This window comes from Phytopseudomonas dryadis, assembly GCF_004327355.1.
Lineage (GTDB): Bacteria > Pseudomonadota > Gammaproteobacteria > Pseudomonadales > Pseudomonadaceae > Aquipseudomonas > Aquipseudomonas dryadis.
In genome coordinates, this window is the sequence record NZ_QJUM01000036.1 from 1 (window position 1) to 19,926 (window position 19,926).

Annotated in this window: 17 protein-coding genes and 1 pseudogene; 5 read left to right on the top strand and 13 right to left on the bottom strand. The window is 65.9% G+C overall.

Annotated elements, in window-relative coordinates:
* The 3 genes and pseudogenes from DNK34_RS22630 to DNK34_RS22640 form a co-directional block, all read left to right on the top strand.
* Nucleotides 1-127 (top strand): annotated as a pseudogene (locus DNK34_RS22630) (IS5/IS1182 family transposase); the annotation flags it as partial.
* Between the two features lie 599 nt (nt 128-726).
* Nucleotides 727-999 (top strand): CopG family ribbon-helix-helix protein, encoded by a 273-nt coding sequence (locus DNK34_RS22635; protein WP_131177555.1) that lies wholly within the window; start codon nt 727-729, stop codon nt 997-999.
* Nucleotides 996-1,286, top strand: a complete 291-nt coding sequence (locus DNK34_RS22640) for a type II toxin-antitoxin system RelE/ParE family toxin (RefSeq protein WP_131177556.1) — start codon at nt 996-998, stop codon at nt 1,284-1,286. Before DNK34_RS22635 ends, DNK34_RS22640 begins: the two co-directional genes overlap by 4 nt.
* A 128-nt stretch (nt 1,287-1,414) precedes the next feature.
* On the opposite strand, the gene DNK34_RS22645 is transcribed toward DNK34_RS22640, so the two are convergent.
* The 11 genes from DNK34_RS22645 to glnT form a co-directional block, all read right to left on the bottom strand.
* The gene (locus DNK34_RS22645) at nt 1,415-3,091 is read right to left on the bottom strand and encodes an MFS transporter (RefSeq protein WP_131177557.1); all 1,677 of its coding nucleotides are present in this window, start codon (nt 3,089-3,091) and stop codon (nt 1,415-1,417) included.
* 505 nt (nt 3,092-3,596) lie between these two features.
* Nucleotides 3,597-4,298, bottom strand: coding sequence for a type 1 glutamine amidotransferase (locus DNK34_RS22650; RefSeq protein ID WP_131177558.1), 702 nt, complete (start codon nt 4,296-4,298; stop codon nt 3,597-3,599).
* A gap of 26 nt (nt 4,299-4,324) precedes the next feature.
* A complete protein-coding gene (locus tag DNK34_RS22655) occupies nt 4,325-5,455 on the bottom strand; it encodes an aminomethyl transferase family protein (RefSeq protein WP_131177559.1) in 1,131 nt (376 codons plus the stop codon).
* A 60-nt stretch (nt 5,456-5,515) separates the two neighbouring features.
* Nucleotides 5,516-6,544 (bottom strand): heme-dependent oxidative N-demethylase family protein, encoded by a 1,029-nt coding sequence (locus DNK34_RS22660; RefSeq protein ID WP_131177560.1) that lies wholly within the window; start codon nt 6,542-6,544, stop codon nt 5,516-5,518.
* A gap of 38 nt (nt 6,545-6,582) precedes the next feature.
* On the bottom strand, nt 6,583-7,527 hold the full coding sequence (locus DNK34_RS22665; protein WP_131177561.1) for a PDR/VanB family oxidoreductase: 945 nt from the start codon (nt 7,525-7,527) through the stop codon (nt 6,583-6,585).
* A complete protein-coding gene (locus tag DNK34_RS22670; RefSeq protein ID WP_131177562.1) occupies nt 7,524-8,051 on the bottom strand; it encodes a dimethylamine monooxygenase subunit DmmA family protein in 528 nt (175 codons plus the stop codon). Before DNK34_RS22670 ends, DNK34_RS22665 begins: the two co-directional genes overlap by 4 nt.
* Before the next feature lie 341 nt (nt 8,052-8,392).
* Nucleotides 8,393-9,151 (bottom strand): hypothetical protein, encoded by a 759-nt coding sequence (locus DNK34_RS22675; RefSeq protein ID WP_242675380.1) that lies wholly within the window; start codon nt 9,149-9,151, stop codon nt 8,393-8,395.
* Between the two features lie 377 nt (nt 9,152-9,528).
* On the bottom strand, nt 9,529-10,854 hold the full coding sequence (locus DNK34_RS22680; protein ID WP_131177564.1) for an FMN-binding glutamate synthase family protein: 1,326 nt from the start codon (nt 10,852-10,854) through the stop codon (nt 9,529-9,531).
* A 129-nt stretch (nt 10,855-10,983) separates the two neighbouring features.
* The gene (locus DNK34_RS22685; protein WP_131177565.1) at nt 10,984-11,667 is read right to left on the bottom strand and encodes a GltB/FmdC/FwdC-like GXGXG domain-containing protein; all 684 of its coding nucleotides are present in this window, start codon (nt 11,665-11,667) and stop codon (nt 10,984-10,986) included.
* The gene (locus DNK34_RS22690) at nt 11,664-12,578 is read right to left on the bottom strand and encodes a class II glutamine amidotransferase (protein WP_131177566.1); all 915 of its coding nucleotides are present in this window, start codon (nt 12,576-12,578) and stop codon (nt 11,664-11,666) included. Before DNK34_RS22690 ends, DNK34_RS22685 begins: the two co-directional genes overlap by 4 nt.
* Nucleotides 12,579-12,680: 102 nt before the next feature.
* Entirely contained in the window at nt 12,681-14,015 is a 1,335-nt protein-coding gene (glnT, locus tag DNK34_RS22695; RefSeq protein ID WP_131177567.1) for a type III glutamate--ammonia ligase, read from the bottom strand.
* A gap of 244 nt (nt 14,016-14,259) precedes the next feature.
* Between glnT and DNK34_RS22700 the strand changes: the two genes are divergently transcribed.
* The gene (locus DNK34_RS22700) at nt 14,260-14,856 is read left to right on the top strand and encodes a helix-turn-helix domain-containing protein (protein ID WP_131177568.1); all 597 of its coding nucleotides are present in this window, start codon (nt 14,260-14,262) and stop codon (nt 14,854-14,856) included.
* Nucleotides 14,857-14,906: 50 nt separating this feature from the next.
* On the opposite strand, the gene DNK34_RS22705 is transcribed toward DNK34_RS22700, so the two are convergent.
* Nucleotides 14,907-17,477: a sensor domain-containing protein gene (locus DNK34_RS22705; protein WP_242675381.1), complete on the bottom strand. Its 2,571-nt coding sequence runs from the start codon at nt 17,475-17,477 to the stop codon at nt 14,907-14,909.
* Between the two features lie 162 nt (nt 17,478-17,639).
* Complete coding sequence (locus DNK34_RS22710) at nt 17,640-18,413, bottom strand: IclR family transcriptional regulator (RefSeq protein WP_165496951.1); 774 nt, start codon at nt 18,411-18,413, stop codon at nt 17,640-17,642.
* 100 nt (nt 18,414-18,513) lie between these two features.
* Here DNK34_RS22710 and DNK34_RS22715 point away from each other — a divergent pair, with 100 nt between their 5' ends.
* Nucleotides 18,514-19,809, top strand: a complete 1,296-nt coding sequence (locus tag DNK34_RS22715; protein ID WP_131177571.1) for an NAD(P)/FAD-dependent oxidoreductase — start codon at nt 18,514-18,516, stop codon at nt 19,807-19,809.
* The last annotated feature ends 117 nt before the right edge of the window (nt 19,810-19,926 follow it).

Consider the following 19,926-nt stretch of genomic DNA (forward strand, 5'->3'; position numbering starts at 1 on the left):
TGGCTGGCTGAAAGAAAGCCGAAGAATCGGCACCCGCTACGACAAGCTCGCCAGGAGTTTTAGTGCGATGGTCACGCTGGCCTGCGCACTACGATGTCTACGGCATTACTTTTCGTACAAAACCTAGAAGCCTCCGCTTGCTGTCGGTCATGGGCCGGTGTTTCACCTTGGGCCGGCTGAGACAATGGGGCCTGAACCATCACCGCAACTCGCGGTTACTCCAAATAGTCCGTTTTTGCGCCGACGCCCATTAGGGTCTGTTGACGTTTCACGCACGGCCGCGCCGGAGCCCGTTTTGCCGCGAGGCAAGGCATGAGCCGCGAAGTTTAGCGGGCTAAATGAGCCGGCGAGAAACGCAGCATTCGCGGCAAAACGGGCCCGGCCCTGCGGGTTGCGCGAAAAATCTCGCCATGCGTTGTTGGAGGACTTGGCAAGGGAACGCCATTCCCTGCGTCCTCCGCCTAGCCTGGCGAGATTTTGCGCGGCAACGCGGCTCGCGCTGAAACGTCAACAGACCCTAGGGTCTGTTGACGTTTCAGCGCAAATTCCGCGTTCTTGCCGACCGTTCCAGTCCCTCCGTGATGGTCAAACACATGCGGCGTGTGCACCGCTTCGCTGCGCTGCTTGATTCAAGCGTTGAATACTTCGTCCCACCACCCGGCATCCGCGCTTGCCGCAGCGAATACCATGTAATACATTGCATTCGACTGTATGGAGGATATCCACATGAGCGTTACGACCGTCCGGCTGCACCCTGAACTCGAAGAAAGCCTTGGAGCCATGGCCGAGAAGCTGCATCGCAGCAAGAGCTGGCTTATCAATCAAGCACTTAGAGAGTTTTTCGAGCGTCAGGATCTGGAACAGATTCGCTGGCAAGAAACGCTGCAGGCCATGGAGTCGGTGGCACAAGGCCGGATCGTGTCCAGCGAAGCAGTGAATACCTGGCTGCAGAGCTGGGGTAGTGCCGATGAGCAGTTACCACCCAAGGCAGGTCAATGAAGCTGGTCTACTCGGAGGAAGCCGTGGCAGATCTGCTTCGCCTGCGAACATTCATCGCCGAGAAAGATCCTCTCGCTGCTGCGCGCGTCGCAACAGAACTTCTTGCACGTATCGAAAACCTTCGCCTATTCCCGACCATGGGCCGTAGGGTTGAAGCCGCTCCGGATCCAAAAGCCATTCGCGACGCCATCTTCGGCAAGTACCTGATCCGCTACACAACGCATAGCGAAACCGTCGTCATTCTGCGCATATGGCATCACTATGAAGACCGGGTGCAAAGCACCTGAGCAGCGTCAAGAGCCGTCGCTGGACTCACCCGGCATGGGCTGAAGCACGCCCCCTCCCCCGTAGCCGGGAGAGGGGTGACCATCCCCATGACTGAACGGCATGACCGCACGAGCGGGGCCGAGGCCGGTCAGTGCCAGTTGCGCAGATCCCTGTCCTTGGTTTCCGGCATCAGGAACAGGCCGATGAAGAAGGTCATCACCGCCACGATGATCGGGTACCAGAGGCCGTAGTAGATATCGCCGGTCGCGGCCACCATGGCGAAGGCGGTGGTCGGCAGGAAGCCGCCGAACCAGCCGTTGCCGATGTGATAGGGCAGCGACATGGCCGTGTAGCGGATGCGCGTCGGGAACAGCTCGACCAGCAGCGCCGCGATGGGGCCATAGACCATGGTCACGAACAGCACCAGCACGGTCAGCAGCACCACCAGCATCGGCTTGTTGATGCGCTCCGGATCGGCCTTGGCCGGATAGCCGGCGTCACGGATCGCCTCGGTCATGCCGGCGTTGAAGGCATCGGTCTGCGCCTTGAACTGCTCGGCCGGCAGGCCGGCGCCGGAGAACGACTCGATGGTGCGCTCGCCGACCCTGATGCTGGCGACGGTGCCGGCCGCAGCGGCCTCGTTCGAGTAGTTAACCGAGTTGCGCGCCAGGAAGCTCTTGGCGATATCGCAGGAGCTGACGAATTGCGAGGTGCCGACCGGGTTGAACTGGAACGAGCATTCGCTCGGGTCCGCCACCACGGTCACCGGCGCCGAAGCCTGCGCCTGTTCCAGCGCCGGGTTGGCATAGTGGGTGAGCAGGCCGAACAGCGGGAAGTAGGTCAGCGCCGCGACCAGGCAGCCGCCGAGGATGATCGGCTTGCGCCCGATCTTGTCGGACAGCCAGCCGAACACGATGAAGAACGGCGTGCCGATCAGCAGCGAGAGGGCGATCAGGATATTCGCCGTCGCCCCGTCCACCTTCAGCGTCTGGGTCAGGAAGAACAGCGCATAGAACTGGCCGGTGTACCACACCACCGCCTGCCCGGCGGTACCGCCGAACAGCGCGATCAGCGCCACCTTGGCGTTATCCCAGCGGCCGAAGGCCTCGGTCAGCGGCGCCTTGGAGGTCTTGCCCTCCTCCTTCATGCGCTTGAACACCGGGCTCTCGTTCAGCGTCAGGCGGATCCACACCGAGATGCCCAGCAGGACGATGGACAGCAGGAAGGGAATCCGCCAGCCCCAGGCAGCGAAGGCTTCCTCGCCGAGCCAGGTGCGGGTGCCGAGGATCACCAGCAGCGAGAGGAACAGGCCGAGGGTCGCGGTGGTCTGGATCCACGAGGTGTAGAAACCCCGTCGGCCGTGCGGCGCATGTTCGGCGACGTAGGTCGCCGCGCCGCCGTACTCGCCACCGAGCGCCAGGCCCTGGAAGAGTCGCAGAATGATCAGGATGATCGGCGCGGCGATCCCCCATTGCGCGTAGGTGGGCAGGATGCCGACGATGAAGGTCGACAGGCCCATGATCAGGATGGTGATGAGGAAGGTGTACTTGCGTCCGACCAGATCGCCCAGCCGGCCGAAGAAGATCGCACCGAACGGACGCACCGCGAAACCGGCGGCGAAGGCCATGAGGGCGAAGATGAAACCGGCGGTGGGGTTGACCCCGGAGAAGAACTGCATCGCGATGATCGCCGACAGCGATCCGTACAGGTAGAAGTCATACCACTCGAAAACGGTACCGAGGGAAGAAGCGAAAATGACTTTTCGCTCCTCCGACGTCATGGGCCGGGCCGGTTCATGTCCGCCGTCTGTCGTTGCTACGCTCATGGCTGCCTCCATGACGCCCTGTCGGCAAGCGCGCTCATCGCCCTGTACCCGGACGTCTTTCTTGTGATTGTTGTGTCAGCAAGGCTAGACGGGCGGATGGCCGGCAGCATTAGACATTAGTCTAATGTCCCTTGAAATCATGGAAAGCGTCATAAGGAGGCTATGTCCCAGCGATGTATTGCAGGAGCCGTAGGGTGGGTGAGGCGCCTGTTACCGACCGCAAGCCAGGTACGATTTCCCGCTGCGCCGTAACCCACCATGGCCGCAATGCCGGCTATCGCCCGGCGGGTTACGCGACGTGCCAAGGGAGTAGTGCCTGAGATTGCGAGGCATGACACCGCTAACCTGCGCGCGCCCTGCGGTTTGGCCGATGAATGCAACACATGTGTGGGACATCGCCATGGAAAAGGCTCTGGAGCCGTTTCCGGATAAGCAAATGCCAAAGCGCTGACGAAAGCAGGCGCCCGCGAGCACTGGCGCTTCCCGCCTGCAAACGGAACCGCGTCTAATCGTCTTCGGACGACGCCATCAGGTAGTCCAGCAAACGCGCGGTCAGCCTCTGCCCCGGCACGTAGGCCGAAGCGTCGGCGGCCAGTTGCGCCGGGCTCTGTACCCAGGTGCCCGGACGCAGTTCGGCGGCGCATTCGTCGAGCAGGGCGGTGACGATTTCCGGGGTCATCTCCGGGTGGCATTGCACCCCGATCACCCGCCGCCCGAGCTGGAAAGCCTGATGCCGACAGGCTTCGCTGGAGGCCAGCAAGGTCGCCCCGGGAGGCAGTTCGAAGGTTTCGCCGTGCCAGTGCAGCAGCTCGATCCGTTCGGGAAAGGCGAAGCGATCTTCGGCCACGCCGTCCGCTCGCCAGAGCGGAAACCAGCCGATTTCCGCCTCGGCGTTCGGCTGCACACGGGCGCCCATGGCACTGGCGATCAGCTGTGCGCCGAGGCAGATGCCCAGCACCGCGATACCGGCCTCGACGGCCTCGCGCAGAAAGGCCTTTTCCGCCACCAGCCAGGGCAGGGAGGCCTCGTCGTTGACACTCATCGGCCCGCCCATGGCGACGATCAGGTCGCAATCCGCCACGGCGGGCAGCCGCGCATCGGGCAGAAAGAAGCGGGTGTAGCTCACCTCGGCAGCGCGCCGGGCGAACCACGACGCCATGCTGCCGACATCTTCGCAGGGAACGTGCTGCAGAACCCGTATACGCATGCCCATGCTCCTTCGCCGTCCGACACTCAGCCCTTGGCGGTGCGCTTGGTCTTCTGCGGGTCGTCGAACGGCAGGCTGTGGGCGATGGCGTTCAGCGCCAGGCTGCCCTTGACCTCCAGCTTCACCCCCTGCTCGGCATAGGGCACCTCGAGACGGGCGATGGCCATGGATCGGCCGCTGAGGCGCGAGTACATGGCGCAGGTGATCACACCGACCTGCCGGCCATCGGCCCACAGGGTGTCGCCGCCCGCGGCGGCCTTGTCGCCCTCCAGCAACACGCCGAAGATCTTGAAGCGCTCCTTGCCCGCGAGCCGGTAGTGCTCGCCCGCGCCGCGGAAATCCTTCTTGCCCGGCGACACGGTGAAGTCCAGGCCCAGTTCCCACAGGGTGTCGCCGGCCGGCTGGTCGGCGAAGGGATACATCTCGGAGTTGTCGTAGGGGAAGAACAGCAGGTAGCTCTCCACCCGCAGCCAGTCGAGGGCGGTGAAGGCGCAGGGGATGATGCCCAGGGCCTTGCCCTTGTCCAGGATGCTGTCCCAGATGAAGGGCGCGTCGGCGGCCTTGCAGAAGATCTCGTAGCCGCGCTCGCCGGTGTAGCCGGTGCGCGAGATCATCACCGGGCGCTCGAACAGCCGGGTCTGGATATGGTGGAAGTAAGGCAGCTCGCGGATGCCCGGCACGTGCTCGGCGAGGAAGTCCACCGCCAGCGGGCCCTGCAGCGACAGGTCGTGGAGGTCGTCGTCGAACAGCACGGCGACCTGGCGGCCCTGGGCCGAGCGCAGCAGCGACTCGTAGCCGCTGCCGGAACCGTGCACCACCATGAAGGCATTGGGGCCGGTGCGGTAGATCACGCAGTCGTCGATCAGCTTGCCGGCCTCGTTGAGGAAGGTGGCGTACACCGACTTGCCCGGATAGACCTTGGCGATGTCGCGGCTGGTGGCGTAGTCGAGCAGGCTTTCGGCATGGGGGCCGACGTAGTGCACCTTCTTCAACCCGGAGACGTCCATCAGGCCGGCCCGGGTACGGATCGCCTCGTGCTCGTCGGCGAGGTCGCTGGCATAGGTCCAGGCGGTGCCCATGCCGCTCCAGTCCTCGAGCAGGGAGCCCAGTGCGCGATGACGCTCGGCAAGGGCGGAAATGCGCCAGGAATTGGCCATGGTGATGCTCCTTTTCGCTGATTCGGTGGGCCCACGCAGGCGCGGGAGGGACGGACGGTTTCAGGCGGCGCAGGCCAGGGGATCGAACTGGCGCAACCAGTCGACGGCGGTCTGCCGGTAACGGCTCAGGCCCTTGTAGTCGGCGATGGCCTCGGGCAGGTCGCGCAGTACCCGGTGCAGGCGACAGGCCCAGGCCGGATTGCTGGCCAGCTCCTCGAGGCTGATCAGGTAGGTGCGGATGCCGAACAGCAGCGCGTTGCTGCGCGGCAGGCGCGGCATGAACTGCAGTTCGACGCGCAGGTGCACCAGGCGGGCGACGTTCTGCGCGGTCACCTGGCCGCGCTCGTGGCCCCATTCGTGGAAGGTTTCGGACGAGGTATCCATGCGCGGATTGACGGTCATGGTCCAGTTCAGCCGGCGCACCGGATGGCCGACCTGGATGTTCACCAGGTACTTCAGGGCACGCTCGAACACCCCGAGCTGGTGGGCCACGCCCGGCACCGGCGCATGCCACTGGCTGAAACTCATGCCGGCATCGAACTTGATCGACCAGTCCGCCGGACAGGTGACCATCCCCGCGTCCATGAACAGGTCGCCGTCGCGCTGGTCGAGCACGGCGAAGTCGCCCTGGACCTGGCGGGTGATGTATTCCAGCGGCTCACAGGGCAGCGTCGCGGCATCGCCGAAGGTGAAGCGCTGCTCGATGCCCAGCGCCCGGTTGCGCCACGTCCAGCGGTCGCCATCGCGCTGCAGGCCGAAGTGCTCGGGATAATCCGCCGCCAGGTGGCTCATCAGCATCTCCAGGGTGTCCCAGGCGGCCTGGGCCATGTGCGGCATCACCAGGCAGCGACCGGGATCGCGCTGCAGGACGTGGGCGCGTTCGGCCACTTCCGAGAGGTAATGCTCGTCGATGTCGAACCAGTGCTCGAACACCGAACCCGGCTGGCCGGCGCTGGCCGGCTCGATGTTCACCGAGTACATGTAGTTGTCCTCGGGGAACGGAAAGGGAAAGCGGGCGATGGCCTGCGCACTGTTGCTGTAGGTGAAATCGTCGCGGTAGCTTTCCAGCGCTTTGAAGGTGACGGGCATGGCAATCTCCGGGGTCTGTCGGTGTGTTCAACGGCCGGTCATAGATCCAGCAACAAGGGGCTCTCGCCAGCGCCGCGCGATACGCAGGGCATCAGCTCGCTGCAGCGCTGCTCGGCGTTGAGGAAGTGATCGCGGTGCTCCACCGCGCCGCCCAGGTAGCGCGTGACGCAGTGCCCGCATACGCCGCCACGGCACAGGTTGGGGACCTGCACGCCGGCCTGTTCCAGCGCCTCGAGCAGGCTGAAATCCCCTGGCACTTCGATGCGCCGGCCGCTGCCGAGCAGCTCGACCACGAACGGCAGGCCGGGCTCGGGCGCCGCGAAGGCCTCCCAGTGCACCCGCCTGGCGCCCCAGCCCAGCGCCGCGGCCTGGGCTCTGAGCGCATCCAGCAGGCCCTGCGGGCCACAGCCGTAGAGGTGCGCACCGAGCGGCTGCCGACGCAGCAGTTCGGCACAGTCCAGGCGTTGCCCCAGGGTCGCATCGTAGGTATGCAGACGCTGGCCAAGGCACTCGCGCAGCGTGTCGACATAGGCGTCGGTGAGTTGCCCACGGAAGGCGTAGTGCAACTCGAACGAGGCGTCGCGCGCCTGCAGTTCGGCGACATAGGAGAGAAACGGGGTGATGCCGATGCCGCCGGCCACCAGCACATGGTGGCGCGCCAGGGAATGCAGGGGAAACAGATTGCTCGGCGGCGACAATTGCAGCAGGTCGCCCGGCGCCAGCTGCTCGTGCATGAAGCGCGAGCCGCCACGCGAGTCGGCCTGCAGGCGCACGGCAATGCGGTAGCAGCCGGTGTCGGCCGGATCGCTCAGCAGCGAATAGGCATTGCGCAACACCCGCTCGCCAAGGGGCATGTGCACCTGCACGTGGCTGCCACAGGAAAAGCCCGGCAACTCGCCCTGCACGGCGGCGAAGGTGAACTCGCGCACCAGCGGCGTGAGCGGGCGGATCGCCGCGACCCGGACGGCCAGTGCCGCGCTCATGGCCGCGCCTCCCCATGGGGCGCGTCCGGATCGACGCATACGCCCATGTAGGCGCCGAGACGCTGGGAGAAATGCTCGCGCACGAAGAGCTGCACATGGCAACTGCGGCACGCCACCTCGTCGCGGCTGTCGATGGCCTGCAGGGTGCCGCAGTGCACGCAGTACAGCGTGCGCCCCTGGCCGAGGCGAACCAGCTCGATCTCCTCGCCGAGCAGGCCGGCACGCCGTCCAAGCGCCTGGATGCGCCAGAGGAAGGTCTCGTCGCCCAGCACGCACAGGCGGGTGCCGGCGCACGCCTGGTCGAGCAGCGAACGCAGATGCCGCTCCAGTTCAGGCAACTCGGCGAAGGCCTGGTGGGCCACCGCCGGCTCCAGCCCATCCCCCAGGCACAGCAGCACGTCCTGCGGTGCGAGCGCCCCGGACGGCAGCGCCTCCCCGGCACGCTGCGTGGCCTGCATCACCAGGATACGCGGGCCACCGCTGGGCGCCGCCAGTTCGCTGCGGTACACCGGTTTACTGAGCATCGCCGTGCGCTCCCGGCAGCATCGTCATGGTCGTTTTCATCCGCGCCCGCCTCCTGATAAAAATTACCCAAGGGAACTTTTTGTTCTTTTCAGGAAAGCACGGAACATGCCAGCGATTTGTCAAGAAGCTGATTTGGAAAGGATTAATTTTTTACCGGAGTCAGGCCTGCGCCCTAACGGATGAAGGCGCCCCGCCTGGTTGCACAATCGCTGAACACGGCGCTGCGGCAAGGCTCACTTTCGGAGCAGCGAGGGACTGCGCAAGGAGGGGAAAAGGTCGCCCGCCGTCTTGCACGACGGGGAAGCGTGCTCACCCCGGCCAGGATGAGCACGTTCGGCGATCAGAGCTCGTCGCCACGCAGACCGGCATAGAGACGGGTCATTTCGTTGAGCTGGCGGAACATGGAATCGGCGTTGACGGCGACGATGGTCGGCACGAATTCCTTGGAGGCGAAGGCCTTGCTGGCGAACTGCCATTGGGCGTCGGTCTTGCGCAGCGCAGCGGCGATTTCCGCGTTCGGTGCGCCAGCCGCCTGCAGCTCCCGCATGATGCTGTCGAACTCCTTGACCGCGGCCTCGAAGGTGGCATCCAGACCGGGGACGTCGACGCCCCAGGCGCGGGCCATGTAGAACATCGCGGTACGCTGGGTCAGCACGCGGTTCCAACCGCTGCGGTTGATCGCATGCGAGGCCTCGTCGCCATTGAACTGCTCGAACAGGTCGGTCACGTGCTGGCATTGCTTGACCAGTTCCTCGGCCTTGGCCAGCACGGCGGGCGCCTGGCTCTTGTCCGGGGTGGCCGCGATCATGCCGCGATAGTCGTGCCAGATGCGCTCGACCTCGGCCAGGGCGGCGCCGATCTCGGCGTTGCTCGGATAGGCCTTGAGTTGCTCGTGGTGATCCTCGAACAGGGCGATGCTTTCGTCACGCTGCTTGAGCGCCGCATCGACCTTCACGTCGGAGCCGATCATCATGTAGTCCTTGGCCAGGATCTGCCCCAGGCTGCGCTGCAGACCGGCCATGTTCATGGCTTCCAGAGGCGCCATCTGCCCCCAGCAGGCAAAGCTCAACAGGCTGCACCCCAGCAGGAGCGTACGCACACAACTTTTCATCAACACGATAATCCTTATTCGCTTCAGGGCCGACAGCCAAGGTAGGTCGCTCGCCAGCGCCGGCGGCGACAGAGCCGAGGTTCGGCCGCGGTGTAAAAACGGGCGTGCGCCGCTTGGCGGCCGCCTGCCAACATTCCGACGCCAGTGACTGGACGCCATTCTAATCGAAGCTGTCATAAATGACGCAGCGCAGCAGCAAGATAGTGGTACGTCCATCGGATCGCGACGGGAATCGGTGAATCTGGTCACACCTGTGACGTTTTTAACGTCGCGGCACCGGGCCTCTTCCCGTCACGCAAAAGACCGCTCGGGCTCACCCGCGCGGTCTTCTGGGTTCTTGCCTGGATATGTATCCGGTCTATGCCTCAGTAGCCGCCCTGCCCCGGCACCCAGTTGGTACCGGCCAGCGGCACCCGGGCCATGGCCGCGGACTCGACGGTCAGGGCCACCAGGTCCTCGGGATCGAGGTTGTGCAGGTGCGACTTGCCGCAGGCACGGGCCATGGTCTGCGCTTCCAGCACCAGCACGCGCAGGTAGTTGGCCAGGCGGCGGCCGGCGGCCACCGGATCGAGGCGCTTGGCCAGCTCCGGGTCCTGGGTGGTGATGCCGGCCGGGTCGCGGCCATTCTGCCAGTCGTCGTAGAAGCCGGCGGCCGAGCCGAGCTTCTTCAGCTCTTCGTCCAGGCGCGGGTGGTTGTCGCCCAGGGCGATCAGCGCCGCGGTGCCGATGGCCACCGCATCGGCGCCCAGGGCCATGGCCTTGGCCACGTCGGCGCCGTTACGGATGCCGCCGGAGACGATCAGTTGCACCTTGCGGTGCATGCCCATTTCCTGCAGCGCCTGCACGGCTTGCGGAATGGCCGGCAGGATCGGGATGCCGACGTGCTCGATGAACACTTCCTGGGTCGCCGCGGTGCCGCCCTGCATGCCGTCGAGCACGATCACGTCGGCACCGGCCTTCACCGCCAACTTGACGTCGTAGTACGGACGGCTGGCGCCGATCTTCACGTAGATGGGTTTTTCCCAGTCGGTGATCTCGCGCAGCTCGGCGATCTTGATCGCCAGGTCGTCCGGGCCGGTCCAGTCCGGGTGACGGCAGGCCGAACGCTGATCCACGCCGATCGGCAGGGTGCGCATGCCGGCCACGCGCTCGGTGACCTTCATGCCCAGCAGCATGCCGCCGCCGCCCGGCTTGGCGCCCTGACCGAGGACGATCTCGATGGCGTCGGCCTTGCGCAGGTCGTCCGGGTTCATGCCGTAGCGCGACGGCAGGTACTGGTAGACCAGGTGCTGCGACTGGCCGCGCTCTTCCGGGGTCATGCCGCCGTCCCCCGTCGTGGTGCTGGTGCCGGCGATGCTGGCGCCACGGCCCAGGGCTTCCTTGGCGTTGGCCGACAGCGCGCCGAAGCTCATGCCGGCGATGGTCACCGGGATCTTCAGGTGTAGCGGCTTCTTGGCGAAGCGGTTGCCGAGGATGACATCGGTGCCGCATTTCTCGCGGTAGCCTTCCAGCGGGTAACGCGACATCGAGGCGCCGAGCAGCAGTAGGTCGTCGAAGTGCGGCACCTTGCGCTTGGTGCCACCACCGCGGATGTCATAGATGCCGGTCTCGGCGGCGCGCTGGATCTCCTGGATGGTCAGGCGATCGAAGGTGGCGGACTCGCGCAGCACCGGGGGGTATTCGTTGCTCATGAGAAGCTCCTGTGGAACCGGCTATCGGTCGGTTCGGGCAATGCCTCCTGGGTATCGCGGCGCTCCACCCAGGCTACGGATAGGTAGGCCGGGTCGAGGGGCGAAGCGCCAATACCCGGCATGTCTGGATCAGTACGCCGACGCGTTGTCGACCTTGAAGTTGTACAGTTGGCGAGCCGAGCCATAGCGTTTGAAGCTGGCCGGGTCCTCGTCGAAGCCGGCGCGGTTGAGCAGTTCCCTGAGCTCGTCCAGGTGCTCGGCACGCATCTCTTTCTCGATGCAGTCCGAACCCAGGGACTCGACCTTGCCCTTGACGTAGATGCGCGTCTCGTAGAGCGAATCGCCCAGGGCGTCGCCGGCATCGCCGCACACCACCAAGCGGCCCGCCTGGCCCATGAAGCAGCTCATGTGGCCGATGCTGCCGCCGACCACGATGTCGACACCCTTCATGGAAATGCCGCAGCGCGCCCCGGCATCACCCTCGATCACCAGCAGCCCGCCGTGGGCGGTGGCGCCGGCGGCCTGGGAGGCGCTGCCCTTGACCCGCACGTAGCCGCTCATCATGTTTTCCGCGCAGCCGACGCCGACGTTGCCGTGCACGGTGATGTGGGCCTTCTGGTTCATGCCCGCGCAGTAGTAGCCGGCATGCCCCTGGATCTCGACGGCCAGGGCCTGGTCGAGGCCGACGGCGAGATTGTGCTTGCCGTTGGCATGGGTCACCCGCCACTCGCGTTCCTGCAGGTCGCGCGTCTGGTCGTGCAGCGCCTGGTTGAGGTCACGCACGCTGGCGCTGGAAAGATCGATGGTTTTCATGCGGCGTGCTCCTGCTGGCGTTCCCAGATGTACAGGGTGGCCGGCGCCGGCTCCCATACCTTGGCGTTCTCGATGCCCGGCAGCGTGGCCAGGGCCTGGTATTCCGAAGCCATGGCCACGTAGTCGTCGGTCTCGGCGAGGATCGCCGGCTTGCAGGCGATCGGGTCGCGGATCACCGCGAAGCCGTTGCGCGTGCCGATGGCGAAGGTGAAGAAGCCGTCCAGATCCTCCAGCGAGTGATCCAGGGCCTCCTTCAGAGTGTCGCCTTCCCGCAGGCGCCAGGTCAGGTAACCGGCGGCCACTTCGGTGTCGTTGTCGGTTTCGAAGGCGATGCCGTGGCGGCGCAGTTCCTGACGCAGGCGGAAGTGGTTGGACAGCGAGCCGTTGTGCACCAGGCACAGGTCCTGGCCGGTGGAGAACGGGTGGCTGCCCTCCATGGTCACCGCGCTCTCGGTGGCCATGCGGGTATGGCCGATGATGTGGCTGCCGGTCATGTTCGCCAGGCCGAAGCGCTGGGAAATCTCTTTCGGCAGGCCCATGCCCTTGAGGATCTCGATGCTCTGGCCGGCGCTCATGACGCGCACGGTCGGTGCGAACTCGGCGAGCGCGGCCCGCACCGCGGCCTCCTGCGCCTTGACCTTGAGGACCGCGGCGCTGGCATTCTGGAACCAGTCCAGGGAACAGGCCAGGCGGCCTTCCAGTTGCCCCATCAGGGCTTTCCAGTCGAAACCTTCGCTGCTGGCCTGCAGCGTCAGCTTGATCCAGCCATCGGCCACTTCATCGCCGTAGATGGCGAAGCCGGCGCTGTCCGGACCGCGGTCGGTCATGGACTCGAGCATCGGCTCGAACAGCTTGCCGAGCTGCGGCTCCAGCTGCGGGTTTTTCAGATACAGACCTACGATTCCACACATAAAAAACGTCCTCACTGCGTTCGGGGGCTGGAAGCTTGAGGCTGGACGAGAGGAGCGGACTTGCCTTGTCGTCCAGCCTCCAGCCTTTAGCCTTCAGCGGCTTCAAAAGAATTCGGTATAACGCTCGATTTCCCAGTCGCTGACATGGCGGCTGTACTCCACCCACTCCATGCGCTTGAGCTTGAGGAACTCGTCGACGATCTCGGTGCCGAGCATTTCGCGGAACAGCGGGTCGGCCTCCAGGGCGTCGCAGGCCTCCTTGAGCGATTGCGGCAGGGTGTCGATGCCGCGCGCGGCGATTTCCTCGAGGCTGAGGGTGTAGAGGTTCTCGTTGCAGGCCGTGCCCGGATCGAGCTGGCGGTCGATGCCGTCGAGGCCGGCGGCGATGATCGCGGCGCTGACCAGGTAGGGGTTGCAGCCGGCGTCCGGCAGGCGGAACTCGATGCGCCCGTAGGGGATGCGCAGCATGGCCGAGCGGTTGTTGTCGCCATAGGCGATGAACGCCGGCGCCCAGGTCGCCCCGGACAGCGAGCGCCCCACCACCAGGCGCTTGTAGGAGTTCACCGTCGGCGCGGCGAAGGCGCACAGCGCCGGGCCGTGGGCCAGCAGACCGGCGAGGAAGTGATAGGCCAGCTTCGACAGGCCCATGCCGCTCGGATCGCTGGCGTCATGGAACAGGTTCTTGTTGCTGGCGCTGGCGATGGACAGGTGGAAGTGCATGCCGTTGCCGGCGCGGCGCGGGTCGGGCTTGGGCATGAACGAGCAGATCATGCCCAGGTCGTTGGCGATCTCGCCGGCGGCCATGCGGAAGAAGGTGAAGCGGTCGGCCGACTCCAGCGCATCGCTGTAGGTGTAGTTGATCTCGAACTGGCCGCAGGCGTCTTCATGGTCGATCTGGTAGATATCGAAACCGACCGGCTGCAGCGCCTCGGTGAGTGTCTCCAGGAACACCCGCGAGCGCGACAGGCCCTTGTAGTCGTAGCAGGGCTTTTCCAGGCGATCGCTGCTGTCCACCGGCTTGAGCGTACCATCGGCGTCGCGACGGAACAGGCTGAACTCCGGCTCCAGGCCGGTGTTCAGCGTCCAGCCGCGCGCGCTCAGGCGCTGGACCTGCTGCTGCAGCACGTAGCGGGTATCGTAGGGCCAGGGCTCGCCATTGACATGACCGACGCAGACCACCCGACCATAGCCCGGCTGCCAGGGCACCGGGGTCAGCGTGGCTAGGTCGCCACGGGCCATGAAGTCGGGCCCGTGCGGCTCCATGCCCATGCCCCAGACAGCGAAACCGGCGAAACCGGCGCCTTCCTCGGCCACGGCCTGCAGGCCCGAAACCGGAACCGATTTGGTCTTGGCCGCGCCATGGATGTCGACGAACTGTGCCAGCACGTACTTGATGCCGTGCTCCTGAATGATTCGCTGGGTCTCGCTGGGCAACATGGGCGGGGGTCTCCTGTCGAGCTGCATATATTCCGCAAGGGAATTTTAATTTCCTAAAAAGAAATGCAAGCAGCTTGCCAACCCCGGCCATACCCCGACGGAGTCCTTGACGGCCCGGTTTCCTTCTATCTGTGCAGGAAAAATGCTTTCATACGGGGAAAGTGATAGCCGTCGATTGCACCAAAAAAACGCACCCTGCATTTTCCTGGTGCGAATTTTTTATTCATAAAAAGCACCCATACGAATGATCAAAAGCACCGATACCCCCCGCCTCAAGCTCGAGCAGTACCTGGGCATGCAAGTCCGCCGTCAGCGCCAGGCCCAGGAATTGAAGATCGCCGACGTGGCACGTATCGCCGGCATCAGCCAGGGCATGCTCAGCAAGATCGAGAACGCCCAGGTGTCGACCAGCCTGGATACCCTCAGCCGTCTGTGCGACGTGCTCGGCATGCCCATGTCCAAGCTGTTCAGCCAGTACGATCAGCAAGGCAGCGGCGCCCTGCTGGTCAAGGACGGCGAAGGCATGGAAGTCGTGCGCCGCGGTACCGACAAAGGCCACACCTATCACCTGCTCAACCACACCCGCGGGCCGAAGAAGAGCTTCGAGGCCTACATGGTCAGCATGGATGACGCCAGCGAGGAGTTCCCCACCTTCGCCCACCCGGGCACCGAGTTCCTGCACCTGCTCGAAGGCGAGCTGGTCTACCGCCACGGCAACCAGCTCTATCCCATGCAGGCCGGCGACAGCCTGACCTTCGACGGCGAAGTGCCCCACGGCCCGGAAAAACTGGTCAAGGTGCCGATCCGGCTGCTGTCGATCATGAACTACGGCAAGGACTGAGCGCCGGGCATGGGCTCGACCCGATATGGCCAGCGCCCGGTGGCCTGCGCCTAGCCGCCCGCCATGCCGCCTTCGAGCACCTCGGCCATCCACCGCTCCAGCTCCTCGGGGGCCAGCGGCCGGGAGAACAGGTAGCCCTGGGCCACCGGATAGCCCTGCTCGCGCAGCATCAGGTTCTGGGCTTCGGTTTCCACCCCTTCGGCGACCACGGTCAGGTGCAGGCTTTTACCGATGCCGAGAATGGCGCTGCTCAACGCCCGGGCCGCCTCGTCATGCTCGAGATCGGCGACGAAGCTACGGTCCAGCTTCAACTCGGTTACCGGCAGGCGCCGCAGGTAGCCGAGGCTGGAATAACCGGTGCCGAAGTCGTCCATCGACAGCCGTACCCCCTGTGCATGCACCTCCTCGATGGTCTTCATGGTACTGGGGTTGGTATCCAGCAGAACGTTCTCCGTCAGTTCCAGGGTCAGGTCCTCGGGCGCCAGGGCATGCCTGTGCAAGGTATCGGCGATCATCCGCGGCAGGTCGAGATTGTGGAAACTGGTGGGCGACAGGTTGACCGACACCGCCGGGATCGCCAGCCCCCTGGCCCGCCATTGCGCCAGTTGCCGACAGGCCTCGCGCACCGCCCAGCGCCCCAGTTCGGCAACCAGGCCACACTCCTCCGCCAGCGGGATGAAGCGTGCCGGCGATACCTCGCCCAGTTCCGGGTGCGTCCAGCGCGCCAGGGCCTCGACGCCATACAGGCGCCTGCCGGAAAGTTCGATCTGCGGCTGGTAATACAGCTGCAACTGACCGTTCTCCAGCGCCTGGCGCAGGGCGTTCTCCAGCGTCAGCCGCTCCTGGGCCAGCTGATTCATCTCGCTGCTGTAGAAGCTGAAACGCCCCCTGCCATGGCGCTTGGCCTGGTACATGGCCATGTCCGCCCGATGCAGCAGGGTCTCCATGTCGCGCCCATCCGCCGGGTACATGGCGACCCCGACGCTGCCGGAAACGGACACGCTGGTCCCGGCAATGGTCAGCGGTTCGGCCAGCAATGCCTGAATCCGTTCCACGCTCTCCATGACCCCTTCGCGCGCGCATTGGGGCAGCACCACGACGAACTCGTCGCCCGATTGCCGCCCGGCGATGTCCGAGGCCCGCAGCGTGCCCTCCAGGCGACTGGCGACCTGGCGCAGCAACTCGTCGCCGGCTGGATGGCCCAGGGAGTCATTGACCTGTTTGAAGCGATCCAGATCGATGAGCAGCACGGCCAGCGCCTCGTTGTGGCGGGCGGCGCCCGCGATCGCCTGATCGGCCCGGGCCTGCAGCAGACTGCGATTGGGCAGGCCGGTGAGGGCGTCGTAGAACGCCAGCTGACGTATGCGCCGGCGCGCATGTTCCTGCTCGAGCGCCAGCATGCACAGGTAGGTGCAGGCATCCACCAGGCGCTGGTGGAACAGGGTCGAGAACCTGTTGCGCGGGTGGCGGAAGTAAAACGCGAACGTGCCGATCACCCTGCCCTGGCCATTGCGCACCGGCGTGGACCAACAGCTGTTGTAGCCCAGTGGCAGAATCAGGTGACGGTAGTCCGCCCATAGCGGATCGTGGGCGATGTCATCGACCTGCACGGTTTCGTTGCGCCAGGCGGCCGTGCCACAGGAACCCACCGCGGGGCCGATGGCCACGCCCTCGAGTTTCTGGCTGTACTCGGCGGGAAGGTTGGGCGCCGCCAGTGGATGCAGCAGCCCCTGCTCGTCCACCTCGAGAATCGAGGCCGAGACATCCGGAGAGATGCGCTCCACCTCCTCGCAGATCAGCTCCAGCACTTCGCTCAGGGGGCGTTCCCGCGACATGGCCTCCAGCGCCCGTTGCTGCAGGACCTCGTACATCTTGGCGCGGGTGATGTCGGTGAGGATGGTGACCGTCAACTGCCATTGCCCGGCGCCATCCAGGATCGGATTGCTGATAGCCTTCACCCAGTAGCGCTGGCCATTCTTGCCTTCCACGATCTCCTCGCGCTCCACCGGCTGGCCGGCGCTCATGGCGTCCTTGTACGTCTGCAGGTAGGCCTCGTCCTTGCGGGCGAGCAGGGATATCGGTTTCCGCCCGCGCACCTGCTCGTCGCTCCAGCCGAACATGCGACTGAACCCGGCATTCACGTACACGATAGACGGGCTGGCATCGCTGATGATGACAGCCGAGTCGCTGGCATCCGCCACCAGCGACAGGCGTTGCAGGTGTTGCTGCCGGGCGTTTTCCCGCTGCAACCTGGCGGTGATATCCGTCGCGACCTTGAGAATCTGCAGCACCCGGCCGGACTCGTCCAGCACAGGCGCATAGGTGGCCTCCAGCCAGCAACTGCTGCCATCCTGCCGCTGCCGCTCGACCTGCCCCGAGTGGGCCCCTCCCGCGTACAGGCGCTGCCAGAACGCCTCATAGGCCTCGCTCTCGGCGAAGGCCTTCAGGCAAAAGCTGCGATGATGCCGCCCCAGCGCCTCTTCCCGGGCATAACCGAGCAGGGCCAGGTAATGGTCGTTCGCCCGGTCAAGCCGGCCATCCGGCGTGAATTCGGCGATGGCCATGACCCGCTCCAGGGCGGCTCGTTGCGCCGCCAGCGATACCGCCAAGAGAGTTTCCACGATTACCCCTCCTCCGACTCCAGAGGACACGATTGCCTGTTCGGGTTCACGCCGCCAGCATGAGCAACGCTCCCGGCCTGCAACGATCATCTACCCGCCCCATGACCACGCAATGGCATAGTGACAGCTTTCCGACAACTTTGAACCTGAACGGCATCGCCATCATCCCCGCTCCAGCCTGCCGGCGAGGCGCACCGCCTCCTCCTGCATCGCCTGCGCCAACAGCCGCCGCCGCGTCGCGCTCATGCGTGGCCGCGCCAGCGCGCAACTGAGGGCGCCGAGCGGCTGCCCGGCCACATCGAGGACAGGCACTGCCAGACCGGTATAGCCCGGTAAGCGCCGATCCACCAGGCCGCTGGCGTAACCCAGCCGCCGCACGCTGGCGAGGCTGGCGGCGAGCCGATCCGGCTCCAGCCCGTAGTCGAGGCGCAGACAGGCCGCATTGTGGCGCAGGATGTCGTTGCGCTCGGCCTTCGGCATCCACGCCAGCAGCACCTGGGAAGCCTGGCCCACGCCCATGGGAATGCGCCCGCCCACCGCGCGGCTGTAGCTCTGGACCGGCAGTTCACCCGCCAGCATGTCCAGGCACAGCACCTGGTAGCCGTCCGCCACCAGCAGGAAGAAGCTGTCGCCGAAGCCCTGCGCCAGGCGCAGCAGCACCGGGCGCGCATGCTCGCGCAGAGCGCTGGCGTTGCCGGCCTGGGCCCCCAGGGCGAACAGCTCGTAGCCCAGCACGTAATGCCCACGCCGGCGCGCCGGTCTGACGAAGCCTTCGCGGCGCAGGTACTGCAGCAGGCGGTAGGTGGTCGGCTGCGAGCAGTCGCAGAGCGCGCCCAACTGCGTCGGGGTGACGCCCTCGGCGCCGGCCGCCGCGACCCGTCGCAACAGTTGGAAGGCCCGCTCGAGGCTGTGGGTGCCGCGCAGGGTATCGGCCATTTTTCTCACCTGGTGATAAAGACTGCCCGGCGGTGACGATGCAAGTTGCGCGCCTCGACGGCACGGGCATGCTCGCCACGTGCCCAGCGAGGAACCCGCCATGTACCCACACATCGAAGCTGTCGCCAGCGCCGACCGACTGCCCGAAAGCACCGGAGTCGCCGTCATCGGCGGCGGCATCGTCGGCGTCAGTACCGCGTACTGGCTGGCCCGCCGGAACATCCCGGTGACCCTGCTGGAAAAGGGCCTGATCGGCGCCGAGCAGTCCTCGCGCAACTGGGGCTGGTGCCGCAGCATGGGCCGTGACCTCGGCGAGATCCCCCTGGCCCTGGCCAGCCTGGCTATCTGGGCGCGCTGGCAGCACGAGCTGGGCGAGGATCTCGGCTTTCGTCGCAGCGGCGTGCTCTACGCCTGCGAGAACCCACGCCAGTTGCAGCAGCAGGCCGACTGGCTGGAGGCGACCAGCGCCCATGGCGTACAGGCCCGGCTGCTGGAAGGCCAGGACCTGCGCCGCGTGCTGCCCGAAGGCGCGGCCGCCGGCTGGGCCGGCGCCCTGTACAGCCCCGGCGACGGCCGTGCCGAACCGCAGCGCGCCAGCGCCGCCATCGCCCGCGCCGCGCGCCGCCTGGGCGCGAACATCCTCACCGGCTGCGCCGTGCGTGGCCTGGATATCGAAGGCGGCCGCGTGCGCGGCCTGTACAGCGAGCGCGGGCACTTGCGCTGCAACAGCGTGGTGCTGGCCGGTGGCGCCTGGTCGACACTGTTCTGCGCCAACCTGGGTATCCGCCTGCCGCAACTCAAGGTGCTGGCCTCGGTACTGCGCACCGGCCCCATGCCCGGCGGCCCCGACATCGCGGTGGGGGCGAGCCGCTATGCCTTTCGCAAACGCCAGGATGGCGGCTACAACATCGCCCAGCGCAACGGCAACCTGGCGCCGCTCACCCCGGACAGCTTGCGCTACCTGCGCGACTTCCTGCCGGCCCTGGGCAAGCAGTTCGGCGAAGTGCGCCTGCGCCTGGATGGCCGCTTCCTGGAAGAGCTGCGCCAGCCCCGACGCTGGGCGCCCGACGCCACGAGCCCGTTCGAACGCTGCCGGGTACTCGACCCGCGGCCCAGCGCGGCGATCCTCGCCGAGGCACGCCAGGCACTGGCCGCCGCCTTCCCCTTCTTCCGCGATATCCAGGTCGAGCAGTGCTGGGCCGGGGTGATGGACGTCACCCCCGACGCCATCCCGGTGATCGGCCCGGTCGAACGCCTGCCGGGGCTGTACCTGTCCACCGGTTACTCCGGTCACGGCTTCGGCATCGCCCCCGGCGCCGGCCACCTGCTGGCCGACCTGATCGACGGCAGCACGCCACTGGTCGATCCCAGCCCCTTTCGCTTCTCCCGTCTATAGGCACGCTTGGCGCGCGCGGCAGCGGCCAGCCCAGCGTTTTTTCAAGGCGCCCCCGCTCCCCCAGCAGGCGCGCACCATGTTTCCCTTCAGGATAAAAAAATTCCCACAAGGCATAGA

What these genes read in the sequence shown, in the direction of transcription:
- DNK34_RS22635 (WP_131177555.1), top strand. Translation starts at nt 727, where the DNA reads ATGAGCGTTACGACCGTCCGGCTGCACCCTGAACTCGAAGAAAGCCTT.
- DNK34_RS22640 (WP_131177556.1), top strand. Translation starts at nt 996, where the DNA reads ATGAAGCTGGTCTACTCGGAGGAAGCCGTGGCAGATCTGCTTCGCCTG.
- DNK34_RS22645 (WP_131177557.1), bottom strand. Translation starts at nt 3,091, where the DNA reads ATGAGCGTAGCAACGACAGACGGCGGACATGAACCGGCCCGGCCCATG.
- DNK34_RS22650 (WP_131177558.1), bottom strand. Translation starts at nt 4,298, where the DNA reads ATGCGTATACGGGTTCTGCAGCACGTTCCCTGCGAAGATGTCGGCAGC.
- DNK34_RS22655 (WP_131177559.1), bottom strand. Translation starts at nt 5,455, where the DNA reads ATGGCCAATTCCTGGCGCATTTCCGCCCTTGCCGAGCGTCATCGCGCA.
- DNK34_RS22660 (WP_131177560.1), bottom strand. Translation starts at nt 6,544, where the DNA reads ATGCCCGTCACCTTCAAAGCGCTGGAAAGCTACCGCGACGATTTCACC.
- DNK34_RS22665 (WP_131177561.1), bottom strand. Translation starts at nt 7,527, where the DNA reads ATGAGCGCGGCACTGGCCGTCCGGGTCGCGGCGATCCGCCCGCTCACG.
- DNK34_RS22670 (WP_131177562.1), bottom strand. Translation starts at nt 8,051, where the DNA reads ATGCTCAGTAAACCGGTGTACCGCAGCGAACTGGCGGCGCCCAGCGGT.
- DNK34_RS22680 (WP_131177564.1), bottom strand. Translation starts at nt 10,854, where the DNA reads ATGAGCAACGAATACCCCCCGGTGCTGCGCGAGTCCGCCACCTTCGAT.
- DNK34_RS22685 (WP_131177565.1), bottom strand. Translation starts at nt 11,667, where the DNA reads ATGAAAACCATCGATCTTTCCAGCGCCAGCGTGCGTGACCTCAACCAG.
- DNK34_RS22690 (WP_131177566.1), bottom strand. Translation starts at nt 12,578, where the DNA reads ATGTGTGGAATCGTAGGTCTGTATCTGAAAAACCCGCAGCTGGAGCCG.
- glnT (WP_131177567.1), bottom strand. Translation starts at nt 14,015, where the DNA reads ATGTTGCCCAGCGAGACCCAGCGAATCATTCAGGAGCACGGCATCAAG.
- DNK34_RS22700 (WP_131177568.1), top strand. Translation starts at nt 14,260, where the DNA reads ATGATCAAAAGCACCGATACCCCCCGCCTCAAGCTCGAGCAGTACCTG.
- DNK34_RS22710 (WP_165496951.1), bottom strand. Translation starts at nt 18,413, where the DNA reads ATGGCCGATACCCTGCGCGGCACCCACAGCCTCGAGCGGGCCTTCCAA.
- DNK34_RS22715 (WP_131177571.1), top strand. Translation starts at nt 18,514, where the DNA reads ATGTACCCACACATCGAAGCTGTCGCCAGCGCCGACCGACTGCCCGAA.